Source organism: Sphingobacterium psychroaquaticum (assembly GCF_004421025.1).
GTDB lineage: Bacteria > Bacteroidota > Bacteroidia > Sphingobacteriales > Sphingobacteriaceae > Sphingobacterium > Sphingobacterium psychroaquaticum.
Genome location: NZ_CP038029.1, coordinates 572185 through 592605, shown reverse-complemented (window position 1 = coordinate 592605; position 20421 = coordinate 572185). Strand labels below are relative to the sequence as shown.

General features: G+C 40.5%; 10 protein-coding genes. 4 read left to right on the top strand and 6 right to left on the bottom strand.

All coding sequences use genetic code 11. The annotated features are described in order from the left end of the window. From E2P86_RS02490 to E2P86_RS02465, 6 genes are all read right to left on the bottom strand, one after another. Positions 1-2769 (bottom strand): hypothetical protein, encoded by a 2769-nt coding sequence (locus tag E2P86_RS02490; RefSeq protein WP_134430508.1) that lies wholly within the window; start codon positions 2767-2769, stop codon positions 1-3. A 57-nt stretch (positions 2770-2826) separates the two neighbouring features. Continuing rightward, positions 2827-3909, bottom strand: coding sequence for a hypothetical protein (locus E2P86_RS02485; RefSeq protein ID WP_085472292.1), 1083 nt, complete (start codon positions 3907-3909; stop codon positions 2827-2829). Further along, complete coding sequence (locus E2P86_RS02480) at positions 3893-4708, bottom strand: fimbrial biogenesis chaperone (RefSeq protein WP_134430504.1); 816 nt, start codon at positions 4706-4708, stop codon at positions 3893-3895. Before E2P86_RS02480 ends, E2P86_RS02485 begins: the two co-directional genes overlap by 17 nt. 210 nt (positions 4709-4918) lie before the next feature. Further along, on the bottom strand, positions 4919-5554 hold the full coding sequence (locus E2P86_RS02475) for a hypothetical protein (protein ID WP_134430501.1): 636 nt from the start codon (positions 5552-5554) through the stop codon (positions 4919-4921). 270 nt (positions 5555-5824) lie between these two features. After that, the gene (locus tag E2P86_RS02470; protein WP_134430498.1) at positions 5825-6352 is read right to left on the bottom strand and encodes a hypothetical protein; all 528 of its coding nucleotides are present in this window, start codon (positions 6350-6352) and stop codon (positions 5825-5827) included. Between the two features lie 411 nt (positions 6353-6763). Then, positions 6764-8539 carry an aminopeptidase P family protein gene (locus E2P86_RS02465; RefSeq protein WP_085472297.1) on the bottom strand — a complete coding sequence of 592 codons (1776 nt, stop codon included), beginning with the start codon at positions 8537-8539 and terminating at the stop codon, positions 6764-6766. Between the two features lie 215 nt (positions 8540-8754). Here E2P86_RS02465 and dacB point away from each other — a divergent pair, with 215 nt between their 5' ends. From dacB to sov, 4 genes are all read left to right on the top strand, one after another. Then, positions 8755-10185, top strand: coding sequence for a D-alanyl-D-alanine carboxypeptidase/D-alanyl-D-alanine endopeptidase (dacB, locus tag E2P86_RS02460; RefSeq protein ID WP_240775561.1), 1431 nt, complete (start codon positions 8755-8757; stop codon positions 10183-10185). 82 nt (positions 10186-10267) lie between these two features. Next, a complete protein-coding gene (locus E2P86_RS02455; RefSeq protein WP_085472298.1) occupies positions 10268-12553 on the top strand; it encodes an NADP-dependent malic enzyme in 2286 nt (761 codons plus the stop codon). Continuing rightward, on the top strand, positions 12553-13137 hold the full coding sequence (gene ruvA / locus E2P86_RS02450) for a Holliday junction branch migration protein RuvA (RefSeq protein WP_085472299.1): 585 nt from the start codon (positions 12553-12555) through the stop codon (positions 13135-13137). The genes E2P86_RS02455 and ruvA overlap by 1 nt, the downstream gene beginning before the upstream one ends. Before the next feature lie 144 nt (positions 13138-13281). Beyond that, positions 13282-20304: a T9SS outer membrane translocon Sov/SprA gene (gene sov / locus E2P86_RS02445; protein ID WP_134430494.1), complete on the top strand. Its 7023-nt coding sequence runs from the start codon at positions 13282-13284 to the stop codon at positions 20302-20304. The last annotated feature ends 117 nt before the right edge of the window (positions 20305-20421 follow it).

The window sequence follows — 20421 nt, the reverse complement described above, 5'->3', positions numbered from 1 at the left end:
TTAACGCGATCCAAAACGCTTCACTTCCACTTTTCTCTCTTTCACTTTCAGAATAAAAGAATCCAATAAAATCGTCTGCTCTACTTCTACCGTTCCAGATTGTTGATTGCTATCTATACTAATATTCGTCGGGATTGATTCGGTATCGATATAGAAAATATACGTTCCTTTTGGTAAGTTAAAGGAGAAACCTCCCGTTTCTGTCGTTTTTGTTTCAAATATGCCACCTTCTTTATTCTCCGCAATAACACGATAACCGTCAAGATTCAAATTTGCCTCAACGCTTAAATTAGCATCAAAATCTATTTTAATCGCCCCCTTTACAAACCCAACCTTCTGTAACGCAATATCCACATAAGACGTTCCGGAACCAATCTCTACTAGTTTGGTAATTGCTTGGTAACCATCGCGCATTGGAAAAAATAACGTATGATCACCATATGGCATTCTTTTAAAAGTAGCTTTTCCTTTCTTATCGGTTACAAACAAGACATTCTTAACCATAAAATTATAATTCGCTGCCACAGCTTCACCGGCATCAAATACCCCATTATTGTTATTATCATAGAAACAAAAGATGTCTAAATTTCCTGATTTAACAACAGGACGATCCAAGCTTTGTCCTTTTAGATTCTGACGAATTCCGGCTCGTAGATTGGTAAACGTATAGTCGTAACCACTCATAGCCTTCGTATAACTATATTGATATGTCGCCGTCAGCATGGTATTCTTAAGCACCTTATACGTCGCATTAAAATTACCGGCATACGTATTACCAAAATTAGTCGTCATATTAATGGATGCATTCGCCGACCAAGACAACTTCTTTTGAAACAATAAGCCCGCATAGGAACTACCGAAGGAGAAACGATCCCCCACGGCTCTTCCCATTAATTCGCTATTCAACAGCTCATAAGCCTGAAAGGCACCATGTTGGTAATTCCCAAACACGGTCAACATATTATAATTATAGGAAAAATTACCACGAAAAGCATATGTATTCCCCAAACGATCTGCTACCGATATCAACCCACTTTCGGTAGTCAAGAAAATATTATGTTTGTAATTTTTCGAACGCATATTTGCGGTCATCATCATTTGCCATGCACGTATAGAAAGCTCTACCGGTTTACTATCTAACCAATAAGCACCCTTTTCCTGATTAAAGGACGGTTGCACGTTCAGCGCTAGAAAACTAGAAAATGGCAAACTAACATTTAAATCGAACTTAGACGTGCTATTAGAAAACGATTCAAAGTTATGATGTAAATACTTCGGCGAAAACTCCGAGTAAAAATACCCAAGATTATAGTAGTACTTATTAATTTGACGTCCGACACGCTGCATTAGCTGTATGGCACCTCTCCTATTTCCCGGATAATATGCCGTGCTATAAAAATTATCACTCGTATAATTCCATTTAGACCTGTTACCATTCAGTTTTACACCAAAAGCTCCAGAAGGACGAAACTCATCAATTCCGCTTTGTCGTCCGTAAAAGTGGTGCAATCCGCCTGCAACAAAGCCTGTCAACCGCATATCTTTATCATAGTCGGCAGGCAACAAATCAAATGTATTACCAAAAAGTATGCTTTCCGTACTATCCAAACCATTCTTATCAAAGAAAATCTGACCATCATAAATCTTGCGACCATTCTCCTGCTTCCCAGAAAAGAAGCGAGAAAATACAGTAAAACCAGGATTATCCTTACTATAAAAACCTAACAAATCATTAGATTTCTCTACAATACCAGCCGAAAACTCATTCGTTCGCACATCATTCCACACCGTAACTTTCCCCCCTCGTCCATAAATCGCAGCCTCTAGATTTTCTTGAATATTTCCGGCCGTCAGCTGGTAATTTCCTTTTTCAAACTCGATGAACGTACTGTTGATATTTGGATTGCTATTGAAGTCTCCAAACTGGTTGACATTAAGAGCGTACCGCAACTTACCATCAGCTAAACGGTATCCACCTTCCGACCGTAGGTAGTACATACTTCGATCATCTAAAAAATTGTTAAGCTGTAAATCAATATAGTTATTGGAATAGATAGGATTACTGTTATCCATGCTAAACATCTTCTGGTAATCTCGGTTCGAAGAGACATTGGAGAACAAGACACCTACATTTCCGAAGACATCACTATTGCTGTATATACCACTTACTCGAATAGTATATTGAGCGAGCGACATCATGTACTTTTCAATGGCAAAACTATAGCTTAAGAGCGAATCCTTACCGGCAGGCAGGGAAATCGCGAGCGCTTTAAAATTACGATCCCCGAGACGGTCTGGTGAAGAAAAAAGAATATTAACATCTTCATCTGTGGTTCCATTATTAAAAACCCGGAGCTTGACAGAAACGGAGTCTCCTACCTGTCGCAAATATTGGAGCGGCGTGTTGTCAAGTAAAACAACGGATCTTTTCTCTGGAACACTAATATGGATACGTTTTTCAGAAACCACATTACCAGCCTCATTCATCAAACGCACAGTGAAAAACTTATCTTTCAATGCCGATAACATTGAACTTCGAAATTTCAAGGATAGGAAGCGCTTCTTGCCGGCACTAATAAGCACAGCTTGTCGCGTATCTTGGATAGACACGAGACCATTCGGCAATTGTAATTCAATACGTCCTGTAAAATCAGTCGTACTATTATTCTGCATCTCGACATCCAAGGCACTTAAGCCTGCTTGCAACTGCAGTACAGAATCGACCGTTAAGGTCACCGTCGATTGCGCCACTCCGTCCTTTGGAGTCACGAAAACAACAAAAAATAAAAAAAGGTAAAAAGAAAACCGCATACGTGTGGATATCTCCTACTTTGGGATCAATGAATAAACCAACGAAACCGCATAATCACCCGGTTTAACGGATACAATTTGCGATTGTGAAAGCTTAGCTTTATAGTTTAGGTTAAAGTATTGAATATTCTCTTTATTTGTGGATGTACCCGACAATAGCATTTGTGGATTTGTAGAAAGCGTTAGCACCGGGTTGGCAAGAATTGTTTTTGCCCCCGTCCCAGCGGTTAATTTTGTACTTAACACGTTTAACGGCAAACTACCACTAGTCGACGAATTTAGCTCACTGTCCACAGATTTGACCTGCAGTTCAAAATTACTCTTGGCATTGACCTTCACTGCATTTTCCAACAACAAAGAAACCCCATCGAGGTAATCTCTTGCCGATTGGAAACGGAGCGTGGCATTACTAGCCTCGGTACCAATTTCCAAACCATAGTCTGGTGTTACATCCACCAAATTACCATCTGTAAGATTCGGATAGATATGTAAATCATATACTAAAGGCGCTGTACCGATAATTTTTCTATTTTCGTCATACAAGGTGTAAAGCATCGGTATTCGATACTTAATATGTGTCCATTGATTCACACCGCTCTGGTAGCGTTCCAAATATTTCCCTTGCGTAACTTTGATCGAGCTGTATAAAAAGACCTGTGTATAATCCTTATTGTATGAAGAAAATGGTGCTTTTGCCTGATCAACCAACATAATTTCAGCATTTTTTTGCAAAAAGACTTCGTTCAGGTTCATCCCAAAACTTTGCAGATTCATCTGCGCATTATTGTTATCTGTTGTCCAACGGAACGTTAATTTGTCGAGCGGAAAAACTTCCCCACTTTTACTGGGCCCACCGTCCACAATGGTAATAGCACCATCCAAACGAACAGATAACGACCATTTCTTAATATCGATCCCTTTGCTTAACAGGTCAAACTGAAAAGTATTAAAGCGCTCACCTCCATCCTTTCCAAGGTAAGAAGTAACCTGTAGGTAGTTATTACTGTGACCTAAAAAACGTAACTGCCCATAGGCACAAGATAATACCTGTAACCAACAAACAGCAAATACAACGATTATTTTATTCAGATACTTCATGTTTAAACTCCAATTCTGCAGCTTTAACTTGTTGTTGATTGCCATAGAACAACATAGCTGAGGCTACATAATTACCTTTCGCTAAATCTTTTGGGACTTGAACATACTGCTTGCGATGATCTCCCGGAAGCGCATAAAAGGCCAAATTATCCAATAATGTTTTCTTACCTGTTTCTTGGTTTATGAACTCCACGCGCATTTGTCCTTCCAACCACACATTTCCAGTGACATCATACGAAAGTTCGATATACTTATTGACACTATCAGGGGCTAGATACTTGAAGTCGGTTATTTCCAAATCAGGTTTATCCATCCCTGTAAAACGGTGGTAGATCTTCACTCCCGACCGAACGGCAATACGAATATTAGCTCCTTCTCTTTGATTTCCCTCCTTCGGGTTCAACTGAGAGATAAACAGCATCGCCGTGTGTACGGGTAAAGAATCTTGATAGACCACATTTGGTGGTACCATAATGTTTACTTGTAACCGTTTACTTTCTCCCGGCTTGAGCGCAAAAAATGGTTCTGAAACAGAAACCCAGTTGGCACAGCTCGTTTTTAACGTCCCTTTAGGCTTCAGGATATTATCACCATATTCATTATACTCCCAATCCTCCATCGAAGCAGCAAGCTCCAATGTATAATCCTTACTTGGATTAGTCACTTCAACACTTAAGCTTTGATTTTGTCCAGAATTGCTCACGAAATAAAGACGTGGCGGCCCCACACTTAACCCTGTTTGTGCAAAAGTTGAAAGAGAAATCAGAAGAAAAAATAAAACGGTAGCTATCTTTTTCATAAAATATTGTTGTGTTGTCGCAACTAGTGAATAAACGTTTCTTCCTGCTATTTGCAGGAAAACTTCTATACAAAGATAGAAAACGGAACGCTTAACACCGTGCTCAATTTAACAACAAAACCAAGCAAATAAAGAATTTCAAATTCAGAAAAAAAAGCAAGTGTTATTCACACTTGCTTTTCTTATACTTTAGACTAATTAAGTGCGTAATTAGTCAGCTAAGATATCGTAAACTACGTCTACTGTATATCTCGCACCAGTTTTGTTGTTCTTTCCTAAGAAGTTTTGTACTTCTGTAGAGTTCAACGCTCTAGCAGCGTATAATACATTTAATGGCTGTGCTACCACTGATGCTGATGAGTTTGAGTTACCTGAAGCAAAGATATCTTTACCTTTACCGCTGTTCGCTGCGCGATCGCTGTATAAAGTAGCTACATCAAATGAACTACCTGTACCAACTTTAACAGAAACAATTTCACCTGCCATTGTAGCAGCAGCTTGATCGCCGTCACCACCATTTCTTGTCAATACGTTGCTCGAAGCTTTAGCATAAACTTTGTAACCTGTACCAACTGCAGTAACTTTCAAGTGATCGTTTACTTGCTTGTTAACACCCGTAGTATAGTCCGTAGCAGTGTTATAGATTAAGTTGACAGCACCATTCTCTGCAAGACCAGTTTGACCTTGATCTAGAGAACCGTCATTTACTTCGATAGACAAAGCTGGGTTCAATACCACGTTTACTTTTACTTGTTTAGATTGAGCATTTGCTCCTAAAACTGCTAGGCAGGCTACAGCTGCCAAAATAAATCCTTTTTTCATTTTCTTTAAAACAATTACGTTCATCTTGTTTTTAACTAACGGGACAAAAGTATCCATTACCCCCATTCAAAAAATATAAAAAAAGGACACGCAAATATAAAAACATGTTCAAACACGCAGGTCGATTTTGAAATAATGGCGTTTAAAAGTAATAGGACTTGTTTTTGACTTTTTGCTGACAACAGCAAAAAAAACAACTATCAAAAAAAATGTAGCGCAAGCGCTACGTCGTAAATAGAGAGGAATAATTTTATCATAAAAAAGCCTCAACTGTAGGTAGTCAAGGCTTATATTTTACTTCGCTTCGATACTGTATAAGACAACATTTGTAAACGTATTCACTTTCCCAAATTCACTATACTTTATCAGCTCGTTGCCACCAGGACCTTTATAGGTCACATCAAATTTATTATCAAATGCCGGATTATCGCCCGTTATGATTGCTCTTTCTTCTAAAGATAATATTCTTCCTTCTGTCACTACCCCATCCGGCTGCGCTGCTGGAGCAGCTAAAACGCTCACGTTAGGTTGTAACATTCCTGTCCCCGGCTCACCTCCATTTTTTATAAACTCCTCATTTACAACACGAACTTTAACAACATACGGACTTGTACTAAAAACATTAAGATGTTCTTTTTGTACGACTGCCACACCATTTGCATAATCCTCAACGGTATTGTAAGTTAAAGTTGTTGTCTCCTGACTAGCATTAACCGTCAAATTTTGCACGTGATTTAAAACAATATTAAGTCGCACCGCATTCTGTGCACTAAGCATCTGAAAACAGATAAAAAAAGCAAATGTCAATAAACAATTTTTCATAACACAACAATTAACCCCTACTTATATGTAATACTCACATCGTAAAGATGAACAATTTTTCTCACACAAAGTTTGTAGCGGAAGCATTATATGATGTGATTTTTGTCACATTTTAATGACAAAAACTATTGTTTGGCAATAAAATAAAGAAAAAATAACACCTCTTTTCGGTAACACGTTGGACATAAGAATATTGCATCTAAAGACGTTGAACGCATCTTTTGAAGCACTAACAGAACGATTAACAAAAAATAACATAGGGATAATGTCTTTTAAGAAAAGAATAAAGCATTGGAGGTCTTTTTTTATGCTTCTCCAACGACTTTCGACCTGTGCCGAGTTATCCTGAAACAAAAAACGGGGAATCGCATTCATGCAACTCCCCGTTCTAGACTACTGTGATTTATTAAACTAGATAGATTTTGTTTTCTCTTGTAACCACTTTTGTGTTTCGACATCCAAATGCGGCGCTAATTTCTCAAACACCCACGCGTTGTACTTATTTAGCCAATCAATATGTTTTTGATCTAAAAGGGTCTTTTCGACCAAGTCTGTTGCAATATAACAAATCGTGAGTGTTTCAAAGTCCATAAACTCACCAAATTCATTCTGCGTTAGAACCTTGCTATGTACGAGATTTTCGATACGGATACCGTATTGCCCCTCGCGGTATAGGCCTGGTTCAATAGAACTAATCATGCCGACTTCTACGGGGATATCGACATTTGATGGGTTAAAGGTATGTGGTCCTTCATGTACATTCAGGAAAAAGCCCACGCCATGCCCCGTTCCATGGCCATAATTACGAAGCGTTTCCCAGATAGGCCTACGTGTAATGGCGTCGATCTGGTAACCACGTGTTCCCCGTGGAAACACAGCCATCGATCCTTCAATCGTACCCTTCAAGACAATCGTATAATCTTCCTTCTCATTAGGTGTGATATTTCCCAACGAAATCACGCGTGTAATATCCGTTGTCCCATCTAAATACTGTCCTCCTGAATCAACTAAGAGTAAACCTGTGGGTTTTAACTTCGCGTCACTATCTTCTGTCGCCTTATAGTGTGGTAATGCTCCATGTTCTAAATAACCGGCGATAGTATCAAAGGAAATATCCACAAATGCATCCCCTTCGGCACGTAAAGCCTGTAATTTATCGGCAATAGACATTTCTGTCAATTCTCCTGTGGCCACCTGCTCTTCCACCCATTTAAAAAATTTCGTCATAGCCACGCCGTCCTTCACCATTGCATTTCTGGTGTGAGCAAGCTCTACATCATTTTTCACAGCTTTCAATAAAGTCGATGGATTCATGGCCTCAACAATGGTAGCTGAGTCTGGCACCGCATCGAACATAGCAAAACAGGTTCTTTTAGGATCAAGCAAGATCTGCTTCGCCTTTATGGATTTGATTGCCGTAAACGCTTCACTGTAAGGTTTAATAGCTACCTCTGCAGCTTTAAGGCTCTCAACATCGGACGCATCCAATTTAATCGGATCAATAAAAAGTGTTTGTTGCGTTCCTTCTATCAAAAGAAAACCTAATACAACCGGGTTACATTTTACATCACGCCCTCTTATATTTAAAACCCAAGCCAAATCATCGAGTGAAGAAATTAGATGCGCATCGGCACGCTTCGCTTTTAAGACCTCCTTTACTTGATCCAATTTAGTTTTGGTCGATGCACCTGTTGCCGCGAGGTCTAATAAGTAAGCTTTTTCTGTGGGTAATGTTGGTCGACCTTCCCAAATAGCATCCAGTAGGTCCGTATGTCCATCAACAACTATCCCTACAGGAGTTAGCATATCCTTTACGGCTTGCGCCAATGCAACCGACGCTAAGTTTCCGTCAAACGCAACTGTCGCCCCTGCTGGCAATTTCTTTGCTAACCAGTCGGCATACTCGGCGGCACCTTGAACTTTCAGTTTGACCAATTCAAAACCCGTATCGGCAAGTTGATCCACAGCCTGCACAAAATAACGAGAATCTGTCCATAAGCCCGCAAAATCTTGCGTAATGGCCAACGTTCCTGCGGACCCTGTAAAACCAGATGTCCATGCTATACATTTATATCTATCGGGGAGGTACTCGCTTATATGTGGATCTGAAGAAGGTATGATGTAACCATCAATTCCCTTTGCCTTCATCGCGGCCCGTAGGGCACTTAACTTTTCTACATGTGTCATTTCAAGAAATATACTGATACCTGCGCAAGGTAAAAAAATAAGCTGTAAAACCCATAAGTAGCCCAAATCTGATACGATAATTTTACATCTTCAATACGCAAATTAGCGAGCCTTTGTAAGTAAAATTAACTAAGTTTGTTTTTACATCAAATGTGCCTTACTCCGATGGACGGATATGTTCGCTTATAAGAAAGGCCCTGTAGAGAACGAAAAACATGAAAAAAAAATGGCTTATAATGGGCTTAGGACTGGCCTTTATTACGACCGCTTACACAGCAAAAGCACAAGACCTAAAACAAGATATAAGCCAAGCTTACCAACGTTTTATTAACAGTGGTAACATTCCAAATGGCATTGCATCCTTAACCGTGCTGGATAGTAAATCAGGACAGGTAATCTTTGAAAACAACAGCACAACGGGATTACCGACGGCATCTACATTAAAAGTTATCACTTCCATAACGGCACTCGATATTCTCGGACCCGAATACAAGTATAAAACACAGCTGTATTACACAGGATCCATCGATAGCCTTGGCGTCCTTACCGGTGATGTGATTATACAAGGATCGGGCGATCCTACCCTAGGTAGTGACCGCTATCCTGAAACAAAAGCGGAAACTCTTCTGAATAAATGGTTGTATCATATTCGTAATGCAGGTATTACTGCTATACAAGGACGCATTATCGGAGATGATCTTTCCTTTAATGGTATGGATATGCCTGGCGGCTGGAACTGGGGAGATATGGGAAATTATTACGGCGCCGGCGTGTCGGGGTTAAACTGGCGTGAAAACAAAGCTGGGTTAATTTTTAAACCAGGCGCCATCGGAAAACCAGCCCCATTCGAACTGGCTTCCTCCGAACTCTACGACTTAAAAATCATCAATGAAGTAACAACTGGCAACAACGGCACCGGAGATAATGTCTACGCCTATTCCGCGCCTTACTCCACAGTCGTATATGTCCGCGGAACCTACGGCAAAGACTTGAATAAAACTATTGAAATATCAGTTCCCGACCCGGCCTATGATTTAGCACAACAACTTTACCGCACGCTAGAAAGAAACATGATCGTCGTGGATAGCATCTGCCTACCTACGACTGCTAAACGACTGCTCAATGAGGGCGAGCAGCTCCAAAACACAAAAACATTGCTAGATACACATCAGTCACCTCCATTGAAAGAGATTGTGCACTGGTTCAACCAAAAAAGCATCAATCTTTACGGCGAAGCACTGCTTAAAACGATTGGTTCGATTAGCGGAAACAAAACAGAAACAGAAGATGCTGCACGCCTTGTCGCTAAATACTGGGAACAAAAGCTTCGTATACCGACTTCACAGATGCAGCTAAAAGATGGTTCAGGTCTATCGCCTCAAAATAGAGTTACCACACAGGCCATGAGTAAAATAATGAACTACGCGCAAAACAGAGCTTGGTTCTCGGATTTCAAACGAAGTCTACCAACCTATAATAATATGACGATGAAAAGTGGTACCATAGGAGGCGTTTTAGGATATACAGGCTATCAAAAACATAAGTCAGGACAAGAGTTTACCTTTAGCTTATTAGTCAACAACTATACGGGAGGATCCAGCAATATGCGCCAAGCGATGTTTACCCTGTTGGACATTTTGAAATAATGGCAAAAATTAGTTAATATACAATTGAAATTATAGTTTTGTAGCCACGAAATTTGTGTATAGATATATATAATAGATTACAATGAGTAATAACACCAGTAACAACAAGAAAAAAGAAGCGTTGGATTACCATGCCATGGGCAGACCGGGCAAGATTGCCGTAGTACCAACAAAACCACATACCTCACAAAGAGATTTATCATTAGCCTATTCGCCAGGTGTTGCAGAGCCATGTTTGGCGATCGCAGCGAACAGCGAAGACGCATACAAATACACATCTAAAGGAAACCTAGTTGCCGTTATCAGTAATGGTACAGCTGTGCTTGGCCTTGGAGATATCGGTGCACAAGCCGGAAAACCGGTGATGGAAGGTAAAGGATTATTATTTAAAATCTTTGCAGATATCGATGTGTTTGACATCGAGCTAGACACCAAAAACGTTGACGAATTTGTCAATATCGTAAAAGCATTAGAGCCTACGTTTGGAGGTGTCAACCTGGAAGACATCAAAGCACCTGAATGTTTCGAGATTGAACGTCGTTTAAAAGCAGAAATGAACATTCCTGTTATGCATGACGATCAACATGGAACAGCCATTATTTCGGGAGCAGCATTAATTAATGCATGCGAATTAACGGGTAAAGATATCAGCCAGGTAAAAATCGTTGTGAATGGAGCCGGTGCTGCAGCAATTTCATGTACTTCCATGTATATCTCTGTTGGAGCTAAAAAGGAAAACATCGTTATGCTCGATAGTAAAGGTGTCATCCGTCGGGATCGCGAAAACTTAGATAAAACAAAAGCTGAATTTGCAACAGACCGTGACTTATATACCTTGGCAGATGCCGTAAAAGATTCCGATGTCTTTATCGGACTTTCCGCGGCAGACGTTTTAACACCAGAAATGTTGTTGTCCATGGCATCAAAACCAATCGTTCTTGCCATGGCGAACCCGAATCCAGAGATTTCCTACGACTTAGCCATCGCTACCCGTACTGATATCATCATGGGAACAGGTCGTTCAGATTTCCCCAACCAAGTGAACAACGTATTGGGTTTCCCATACATTTTCCGCGGCGCCTTGGATGTCCGTGCCACGAGCATCAATGAGGCAATGAAAATCGCCGCAGTAAGAGCGTTGGCATCCCTAGCAAAACAACCTGTACCTGAAGAGGTGAATCAGGCCTATAGCACCAATAATCTTAAATTTGGAAACGACTATATTATCCCTAAACCTACAGATCCACGCTTGATAACAGAAGTTTCTGTCGCGGTTGCGAAAGCAGCAATGGAATCAGGAGTAGCACGTCAAGAAATTACAGATTGGGATGCATACAAAGAAGATTTACGCAAACGTCTTGGTAAAGATGATGGTATTATGCGTACGTTAACAAGAAAAGCAAAACAGAATCCGAAACGTGTGGTTTTTGCTGAAGCAGACAATTATAAAACATTGCGTGCAGCACAGATTGTTAAGGAAGAAAAAATCGCGTTCCCAATCTTACTTGGTAATCGCGAAAAAATCCAAGATTTAATCAAAGAGTACGATTTTGAGTTACCTAATGTAGAGATTATCGATCCACATGCGGAAGCAGGTTCTGAGCGTTTCAATAAATTTGCAGCACATCTATATGCCAAAAGACAACGTCGTGGCATTTCTGAAAGTGGCGCTAAAAAGCTCATGACTGACAGAAACTATTTTGCGGCCAGCATGGTACAATTTGGCGAAGCTGATGTAGTAATTTCTGGATTAACAAGAAACTACGGCGCAACAATCCGTCCAGCCTTACAAGTCATTGGTGCCAAACCAAATAGCAGAGTCGCAGGTATGTATATGATGTTGACTTCAAAAGGACCTATTTTCTTTGGAGATACAACGGTTAATGAAGACCCAACAGCAGAAGAGCTTGCAGATATCACGATCTTGTTAGATAATGCGATCCGTCGTTTTAATATAAAACCAAGAATTGCTTTATTATCCTACTCAAACTTTGGTTCAAACGATGGCCGTGTCGCGACTAAAGTACGTGAAACAGCTAAATTACTTCGCGAAAAAGCACCTGAGATCATTGCTGACGGTGATATCCAAGCCAATTTTGCTTTGAATAGTGAAATGTTAAAAGCTAACTTCCCATTCAGCTGTCTAAATGGAGAACCGGCAAACACGTTGGTTTTCCCTAATCTAGAATCTGGAAACATAGCGTATAAACTACTTCAAGAAGTCGGTAATGCGGAAGCGGTAGGTCCAATCCTTTTAGGCATGAACAAGCCGGTACACGTTTTACAATTAGATAGTTCTGTACGAGAAATTGTGAACATGGTTACCATTGCTGTAGTTGATGTTCAAGAACACGAAAAGCAAAAATAATGTACGATTATTTCCGCGGAAAATTAATACTTAAAGCCCCTACCCACGTTATATTAGACGTGGGTGGGATTGGCTATCACATCCATATCTCCCTGACAACATTTTCCCAAATCAAAGAGCAGGAAGAATGTAAGTTGTATGTTTCTTTTCAAGTGCGTGAAGATTCACAAACCTTGTACGGATTTGCATCCGAATCCGAAAGAGAATTATTTAACCACTTAATTTCCGTTTCGGGTATTGGTCCCAATACCGGACGCATGATGTTGTCCTCTATTACCCCGGAAGAGATTCAATCCGCTATTATCAGCGGACATGTCAGTGTCATCCAAAAGATTAAAGGTATTGGTCCAAAATCAGCCCAACGCCTCATTTTAGAATTACAAGATAAGCTTAAGAAACTTGGTGGAGGCACGCTCTTGGGTCTTCCAATCAGTAAACCATCTATTAGCGAAGAAGCACTTGCCGCATTGGTGATGTTAGGCTTCGTTAAGGCACAAGCCGAGAAGGTTTTGAATAGTCTACTCCTCGAAAATCCAGACCTTACGGTGGAAGAAATGATCAAATTAGCGCTGAAAAAACTGTAAGAAAACAACTACAACGATAGGTTTTTTAACTATTTTAACATATTAAAGGTATATAACGCAAATAATGTCATTGTTTTTTCACAAAAATTGGTTGATATTTGTAATCAATTAATCAATATTGATTAACTAACTTGCGAATATCCTTTGAAAAAGCTATTTGATATAACATGTGTTTGTCTAACTCTGTTGTTAGGCATCTCTTTTGGTTACGCCCAAAGGGTAACCCCTGCCAATACTCCTGGTGCGGATTCGCTCAAAGTTCCTTACCATTTCAAGGATTTCCCTTTCTTGAATTTACCCAAGACGTATGCGCCAGTTTCGTTAACCTCGCCCGATAATATTCAGCGCGAAGTAGTTTACGATACCGAAACACAACGTTATATCATACGCGAAAAATTAGGGACTAAAATGTATCGTCCACCAATTTATATGTCTTTGGAAGAATACAAAGACTATGAGTTTAAACGATTGAAAAAGAATTATTGGGAAGAGCTCGCCGATAAATCTATGATGGAGGAACGGAAACGAAGATTAATCCCTGTCATTGAGGTAAACAGTCCTACATTTCAAAAAATATTCGGTGGAAACACAATCGAAATTATTCCACGCGGAAGCGCAAGTATCTTATTAAGCGGACAGCGCAATACCAATGCAAACCCGATGTTCAATGAGATACAGCGGAAGCAATGGGGATTTGATTTTGATCAAAATATTGATCTTAATTTATCCGGTAAGATTGGAGAACGCGTAAAACTTAATGCCAACTTTAATTCTAGAGCCCAATTTGATTTTGAAAATCAGATTCGGTTTGACTATGTGGCCAAGGATGACGCTATCTTACGCCGATTAGAAGTTGGTAATGTTAACATGTCTTTGAATAGTACCCTGATTTCGGGATCCGAATCACTGTTTGGGGTAAAAGCACAATTACAATTTGGTAAACTTATGTTTACCGGATTAGTTTCGCAACAACGGTCCCGACAGAAAGAGTTCACCATAACCAATGGTTCAAAAGACAGCGAGATTGATATCACCCTAGATAACTATGAAGCCAACCAACACTATTTCTTGGGGCAATATTTTCGTGACAACTACAACAATACCCTGGCAAATGCGCCTATTTTAAATACACAGATCAATATCACCCAAATCGAAGTATGGTTAAGTAACCGGGGGAATAACTACGAGGAAGCACGCGATATCATGGCGTTGATGGATCTTGGTGAATACACGCCATATAATAGCCTGATCACGCGGGGGAGTGCTAGAAATCCCTCGACCGGTATCCCGGGAGAACTCACGCCCAATGTATCGAATAACTTAAAAACATTATTGGGTGATAACGGTCGTCCTTCCAACAGTACCTTTGTGCAAAGTTTCTTTGCCGCAACTGGGGGTACCGATAACTACGAGAAACTAACATATGCCCGTAAGTTGATCGCAGGAAAGGACTACTTCTTAAATAGCAAACTCGGCTATATCTCTTTGCTGCATCCCCTTAATCAAGATCAAGTTTTATCGGTTGCTTACCGCTATATCTTGAATGGTGTTGAATACCAAGTGGGTGAATTCAGTACAGATATCCCTGTTACTCCTTCTAATCCGACCATCTTATATACCAAACTCTTGAAAGCTTCGACCCTCAAGACGGAATTGCCAACATGGGATTTGATGATGAAGAACATCTATTCGTTAAATTCATACAATATTTCGAATAACAATTTCTTCCTGCAGATATACCGTACGGAGGATGAAACCGGCGCCAACAGACCTTCGATGTTTGAAGGGCAAAATACGGCTGGCAAGACTTGGTTACAATTGTTATCACTGGATCGACTGGATCAAAACCAAGCCGCAAACCCGGACGGTTTATTTGATTATATGGAAGGCCTGACTATCGATGCTAAACGTGGAAAGATTATTTTCCCCGTGGTGGAACCATTTGGTAAAGATTTAGCCGCTCGCTTTGAATCCTTTGAAACGACATTAAAAGAAAAGTATACATTCCCAGAGCTCTATACACATACCAAAGTAGATGCACAGCAAAAATTCCCGAATAAGAACAGGTTCAGCTTACGTGGTCGTTACAGTTCTACTTCGGGCACAGAGTTTCAACTAGAGGGTTTTAATATCCGTCCGAACTCGGTTCGTGTCATGGCGGGTGGCATGCGCCTGGAGGAAGGTAAAGATTTCTACATCAATTACGAACTGGGAACCTTACGTATAATGAACGAGGCGATGGTCATGAGTGGCGCGCCAATAACCGTGAGTATGGAAGATGACGCGATGTTTGGTCTCCAACAAAAAACACTCTTAGGTGGTCGTTTTGATTATGCTGTAAATGAAAAAATCAATGTCGGCGCAACCATTATGAACCTGACAGAGAAGCCATTGACGGAAAAAGTAAACATCGGTCAGGAGCCGATGTCCAACACGATGATTGGAGCTGACATCAGCTATAATAGTCCGTCCCGATGGTTAACGCGAATGGTCGATAAATTGCCATTCTTAAGTACCAAAGAGGAATCTCAAATTTCGTTCTACGGGGAATTTGCACAGCTTATTCCAGGACATCCTAGTGGATTGAATACGGCCAACAGCAAGCGTGGAACAACCTATGTAGATGACTTTGAAAATAGTGTTTCATACATCGATATTTTAGGTCGTAACGCATGGCAGATATCGGGTACACCGAGGATGTTTGCCGAGTCCAATTTGTTGAACGATCTTAGTTATGGCTACAACAGAGCGCTTCTTGCTTATTACAATATCGACCCTATTTTTTACAACAGAAGTTCGCTAACACCATCTACGATCAACAACCAAGAACTCTCGAATCACCGTGTCCGTGAAGTTTTGGAAAAAGAGATCTTCCCGTATAAAGAAAGTCGTACCGGAGGAGCAATCTTTATCAACACGCTAAACCTCGCTTTCTACCCAACCTTACGGGGGCCGTATAACTATAGTACAACGGGCATTAATAGTGATGGTCACTTCACCAGCCCGAAAACAAAATGGGGTGGTATTTTCCGAAAACTTGATCAAACAGACTTCGAAGCAGAAAATATAGAATTTTTAGAAATGTGGATGATGGACCCAACGCTTACCAACACAAATAAAGCGGGTGGTGACATTTTCTTCAACCTAGGTAACATCTCTGAGGACATCTTAAAGGACGGTCGTAAATCGCTTGAAAATGCCGTTCCGTTAACGGCAGACCTTTCACAGATAGATCAAACCAACTGGGGATATGTTGTAAAAAATCAACCGGTCGTACAAGCCTTTGATAACAACAATGCCAACCGCTTAAAACAGGATGTAGGTCTGGATGGATTGAGCAACCGAGAGGAAGCCAGTTTCTTTGGTAATTTCTTATCCCAATTACAGGGTATTCTGTCGCCAGCTGCTATGAATAAAGTGCAAAGCGATCCTTCATCTGATGACTACCAATATTTTAGAGCCAGTATCTTCGACACACAAGCGGCAGGTATCTTGGAACGTTACCAGTACTATAATGGATTAGAAGGGAACTCCCGTACGAATGAACAATCGCTCATTGACTTTGGTGTTGAAACATCAGCCAACACATTGCTCCCTGATGGTGAAGACTTAAATCGGGATAACACGATGAACGAAATTGATGAGTATTATCAGTATCGGTTCTCTACCCGTCCGCAGGATATGATCGTGGGCACCAATCATATTGTAGATGAGGTCATTTCGGAGGTTACGCTGGCAAATGGTAACAAAGAACAAGTTAAATGGTACAAAATCCGTATTCCACTTGCTGACTACGACAGCAAATTTGGTAATGTAACTGACTTTAAGACGATTCGTTACGTACGTATGTTTATGACCAATTTCGCTGATACGGCAGTTGTCCGTTTAGGAAAACTACAATTTATCCGTGGTGAATGGCGTAAGTACAACGGCGAAAATGTAGCGAATAAAGTTATTAGCGATCCAACGCTTGGCGTAGTTCCTTCCGATAATTCGGAGTTCAATGTTGCGAACATAAATATCGAGGAAAACGGAACAAGAAGTCCAATTCCTTATGTCGTTCCGCCAGGCATCAATAGACAAGTGGATTGGGGAAATAACAACTACAATGTTCAATTGAACGAACAAGCATTAAGTATTGATGTCAAAAATCTACGTGATGGCTATGGTCGTGGAGCTTACCGCACTACGAGTCATGACTTCCGCCCATACGGTAACTTAGAAATGTTTATCCATGCGGAGGGAGAAAACCTGCGCGATGGTGATTTCCGTGCTTTTATACGTGTCGGTACAGACGACAAGTACAACTACTATGAGTACGATCTTCCGCTACGGATTACACCATTTGGAACAACTTCAGCAGATATTATATGGCCAGAAGAGAACCGGATGTTGATTAAGATCAAGAAACTACAAGATGCTAAAATAGCACGTGATGCGGCAGTCTTAAACGGTTCGCCTTGGCCAATCGATATTCCTTTTGAATACTTTGACGGCAATAATAAAATTACGATCGTCGGTACGCCGGATATCAGTAAGGTGCGTTACTACATGTTGGGGGTAAAAAACCCATTGAAAGGCAGTAGTACCAGTACACCACTTGATGACGGACGCGACCTGTCTGGGGAGTTTTGGTTCAATGAGCTTCGCTTAACAGATTTCGATGATCGTGGAGGGTGGGCAGCGACAGCACGTATGGATGTCAAACTTGCTGATTTCGCAAACATCTCTTTCACAGGAACAAAAAGTACTATCGGTTTCGGTGCCATTTCACAACCGCTGAACCAACGTAAACGTTCGGACGATCTGTTCTTTGACATCTCTACAAATGCGGAGTTTGGAAAATTCTTCCATCCACGTCATGGTATCAGTATCCCATTCTACTTCAATTATTCGAGACAAGTGGGCACACCAGAGTATGACCCTTATAATCCCGATATTGAACTTAATTCTGCGCTGGCAACATTATCGAACAATAGAAAAGATAGTTTACTGCGCTTAGTTCAAGATCTGACCACCAGAAAAGCATTTAGCTTTATGAACGTCCGTAAGTTGAAAACAGATAATGACAGTCCTTTACGTCCTTGGCACATCGAAAACTTTAGCGCTTCGTATGCTTTCAGTTCGTATAGACATTACGATTACAACGTGGCAAACTCGATCCAAAAAACATACCGTGCCGCGTTAGACTACAACTTCAGTAATCCAAATGTGAAGTTTATTGAGCCATTCAAGAATATCAAAAATCGAAACCTCGCCATCATCCGCGATTTCAGTTTCAATTTGATGCCATCGCTCATTAACTTCCGCATCGATGTAAATCGTGTCTACAATGAGAATACCATGCGCGACAATAGCAGTGATAACGTATTACCAACATATTATAATAAAAACTTCAATATGAGTCGTATTTATGGTATCAGTTGGGACTTAACAAAATCACTACGCCTAGATTTTAATGCGACCAATTACTCTATTATAGATGAACCGGTTGGACGCATTGATGGCTTGAAGCAGGATACCATGTGGACGAACTTCTGGAAGATGGGTAGAACGACGGATTATAATCACATGATGAACATAACCTATACGCTACCTATAAACAAGATTCCATATTTGGAGTGGGTGAATGTCGTGACGCGTTATGGAACACAATTCAACTGGCAAAGTGAACCGTTATTAGCGATTCAAAACCAGGATATGAACATCGGTAACAGCATTCAAAACAACCGAACTATACAGATTAATCCAACCTTAAACTTCAGTAATTTGTATAATAGGTTCAAATTCTTCCGCGATAATACACGGAGTAATTCGACTGGACCAAAAGCTATTCTTGCACAATTGTTATCTGCTGTACGCACCATCAACGGAGCTTACACGAAAAACGAAGGACAATTCTTGCCGGGGTATTTACCAAAGACCAATTTATTGGGGCTAGACTTTGATCACAATGCACCAGGATTTGGATTTATATTCGGTAGCCAATCGAATATTTTAAACAAAGCCTTACAAAACAGTTGGATATCCATGGATACCCTACAAAATCAACGGTATACTAAAACATATGCGGAAAATATTTCCGTTGTTGCGAATCTAGAACCGTTTAAAGGACTACGTATAGACCTCAGCTCTTCGCGTATCGATAACTACAACTACTCCGCCGCGACAGAATATAATGCCGTGACCGGAAACATCGAAAGTGTAACGCCGTATACTACCGGAAACTATAGCATTACGCAAATTGCTATTAAGTCTGCTTTTAAAGACCATAACGAGTTGTTCCGCATTTTTGAAGAGAATAGAGTAACCATTTCGGCTCGTTTAGCGGAACGTAATCTAAACTCGGTTGGTTTTGATAATGAAATGTTTGCGGATGGATATGGTAAAGCACAACAAGATGTGGTTATCAACTCTTTCCTTACTACATATTTAGGAAAAGACGTAAACAGCAGTTCATTAAATAAAATGCCTAAGTTCCCGCTTCCAAACTGGCGTATTTCTTATAACAGGTTAGCGAATGTTTTGGGCTTAACAGATTTTATCACGTCCCTTGCCATTACGCATGCATATAACTCCTTGTACTCGGTGACAGGCTATAATTCAGTTCTGCGATACAAAGAAAATGATGGTATGCCTTCGGAACGCGATGTAAACGCCAACTTCCTTCCAAAATTCCAGTACGACCAAGTATCTATTATCGATCAGTTCGTACCCCTTATCGGATTGGACATTCGTTTCGCGAATAGCATATCAGCGACCTCGGAGCTCCGGAGAATGCGTAATATGAACTTCACCTTAGCAAATAGCCAAATGTCAATGTTGACGGAAAACTCATTTGTGCTGGGTATGGGCTACCGTAAGAGTAATGTCGGTATGCCATTTGGTTGGTTCAGCGATAAGAAATGGAGCAATGATGTAAACTTCAAATTAGATGTTGCAATCAACGATCGTAAAACAATTGTGTACCGTTCAGATTTGAACTCTGCAGAGATCTCGGCAGGTAATAAAAGTATTAGCTTTAACCCAACGCTGGACTATGTGATCAACCAGCAATATAATATTCAATTATTCTATAATTCCAACATTGTGAAACCATACACCTCGCAAAATTATGCGACTTCGTATACAAACTTTGGAGTGAACATCCGGATATTCTTCCAGTAGTAAACGGACTTGAACTAGAAAAACATCACATAGAAAAGGTTGTCTGTTAAAAATAGGCAACCTTTTCTATATAAAGAGCGCCCTACAAAGAAACCACTCCATGGTGTTTCCTAACAA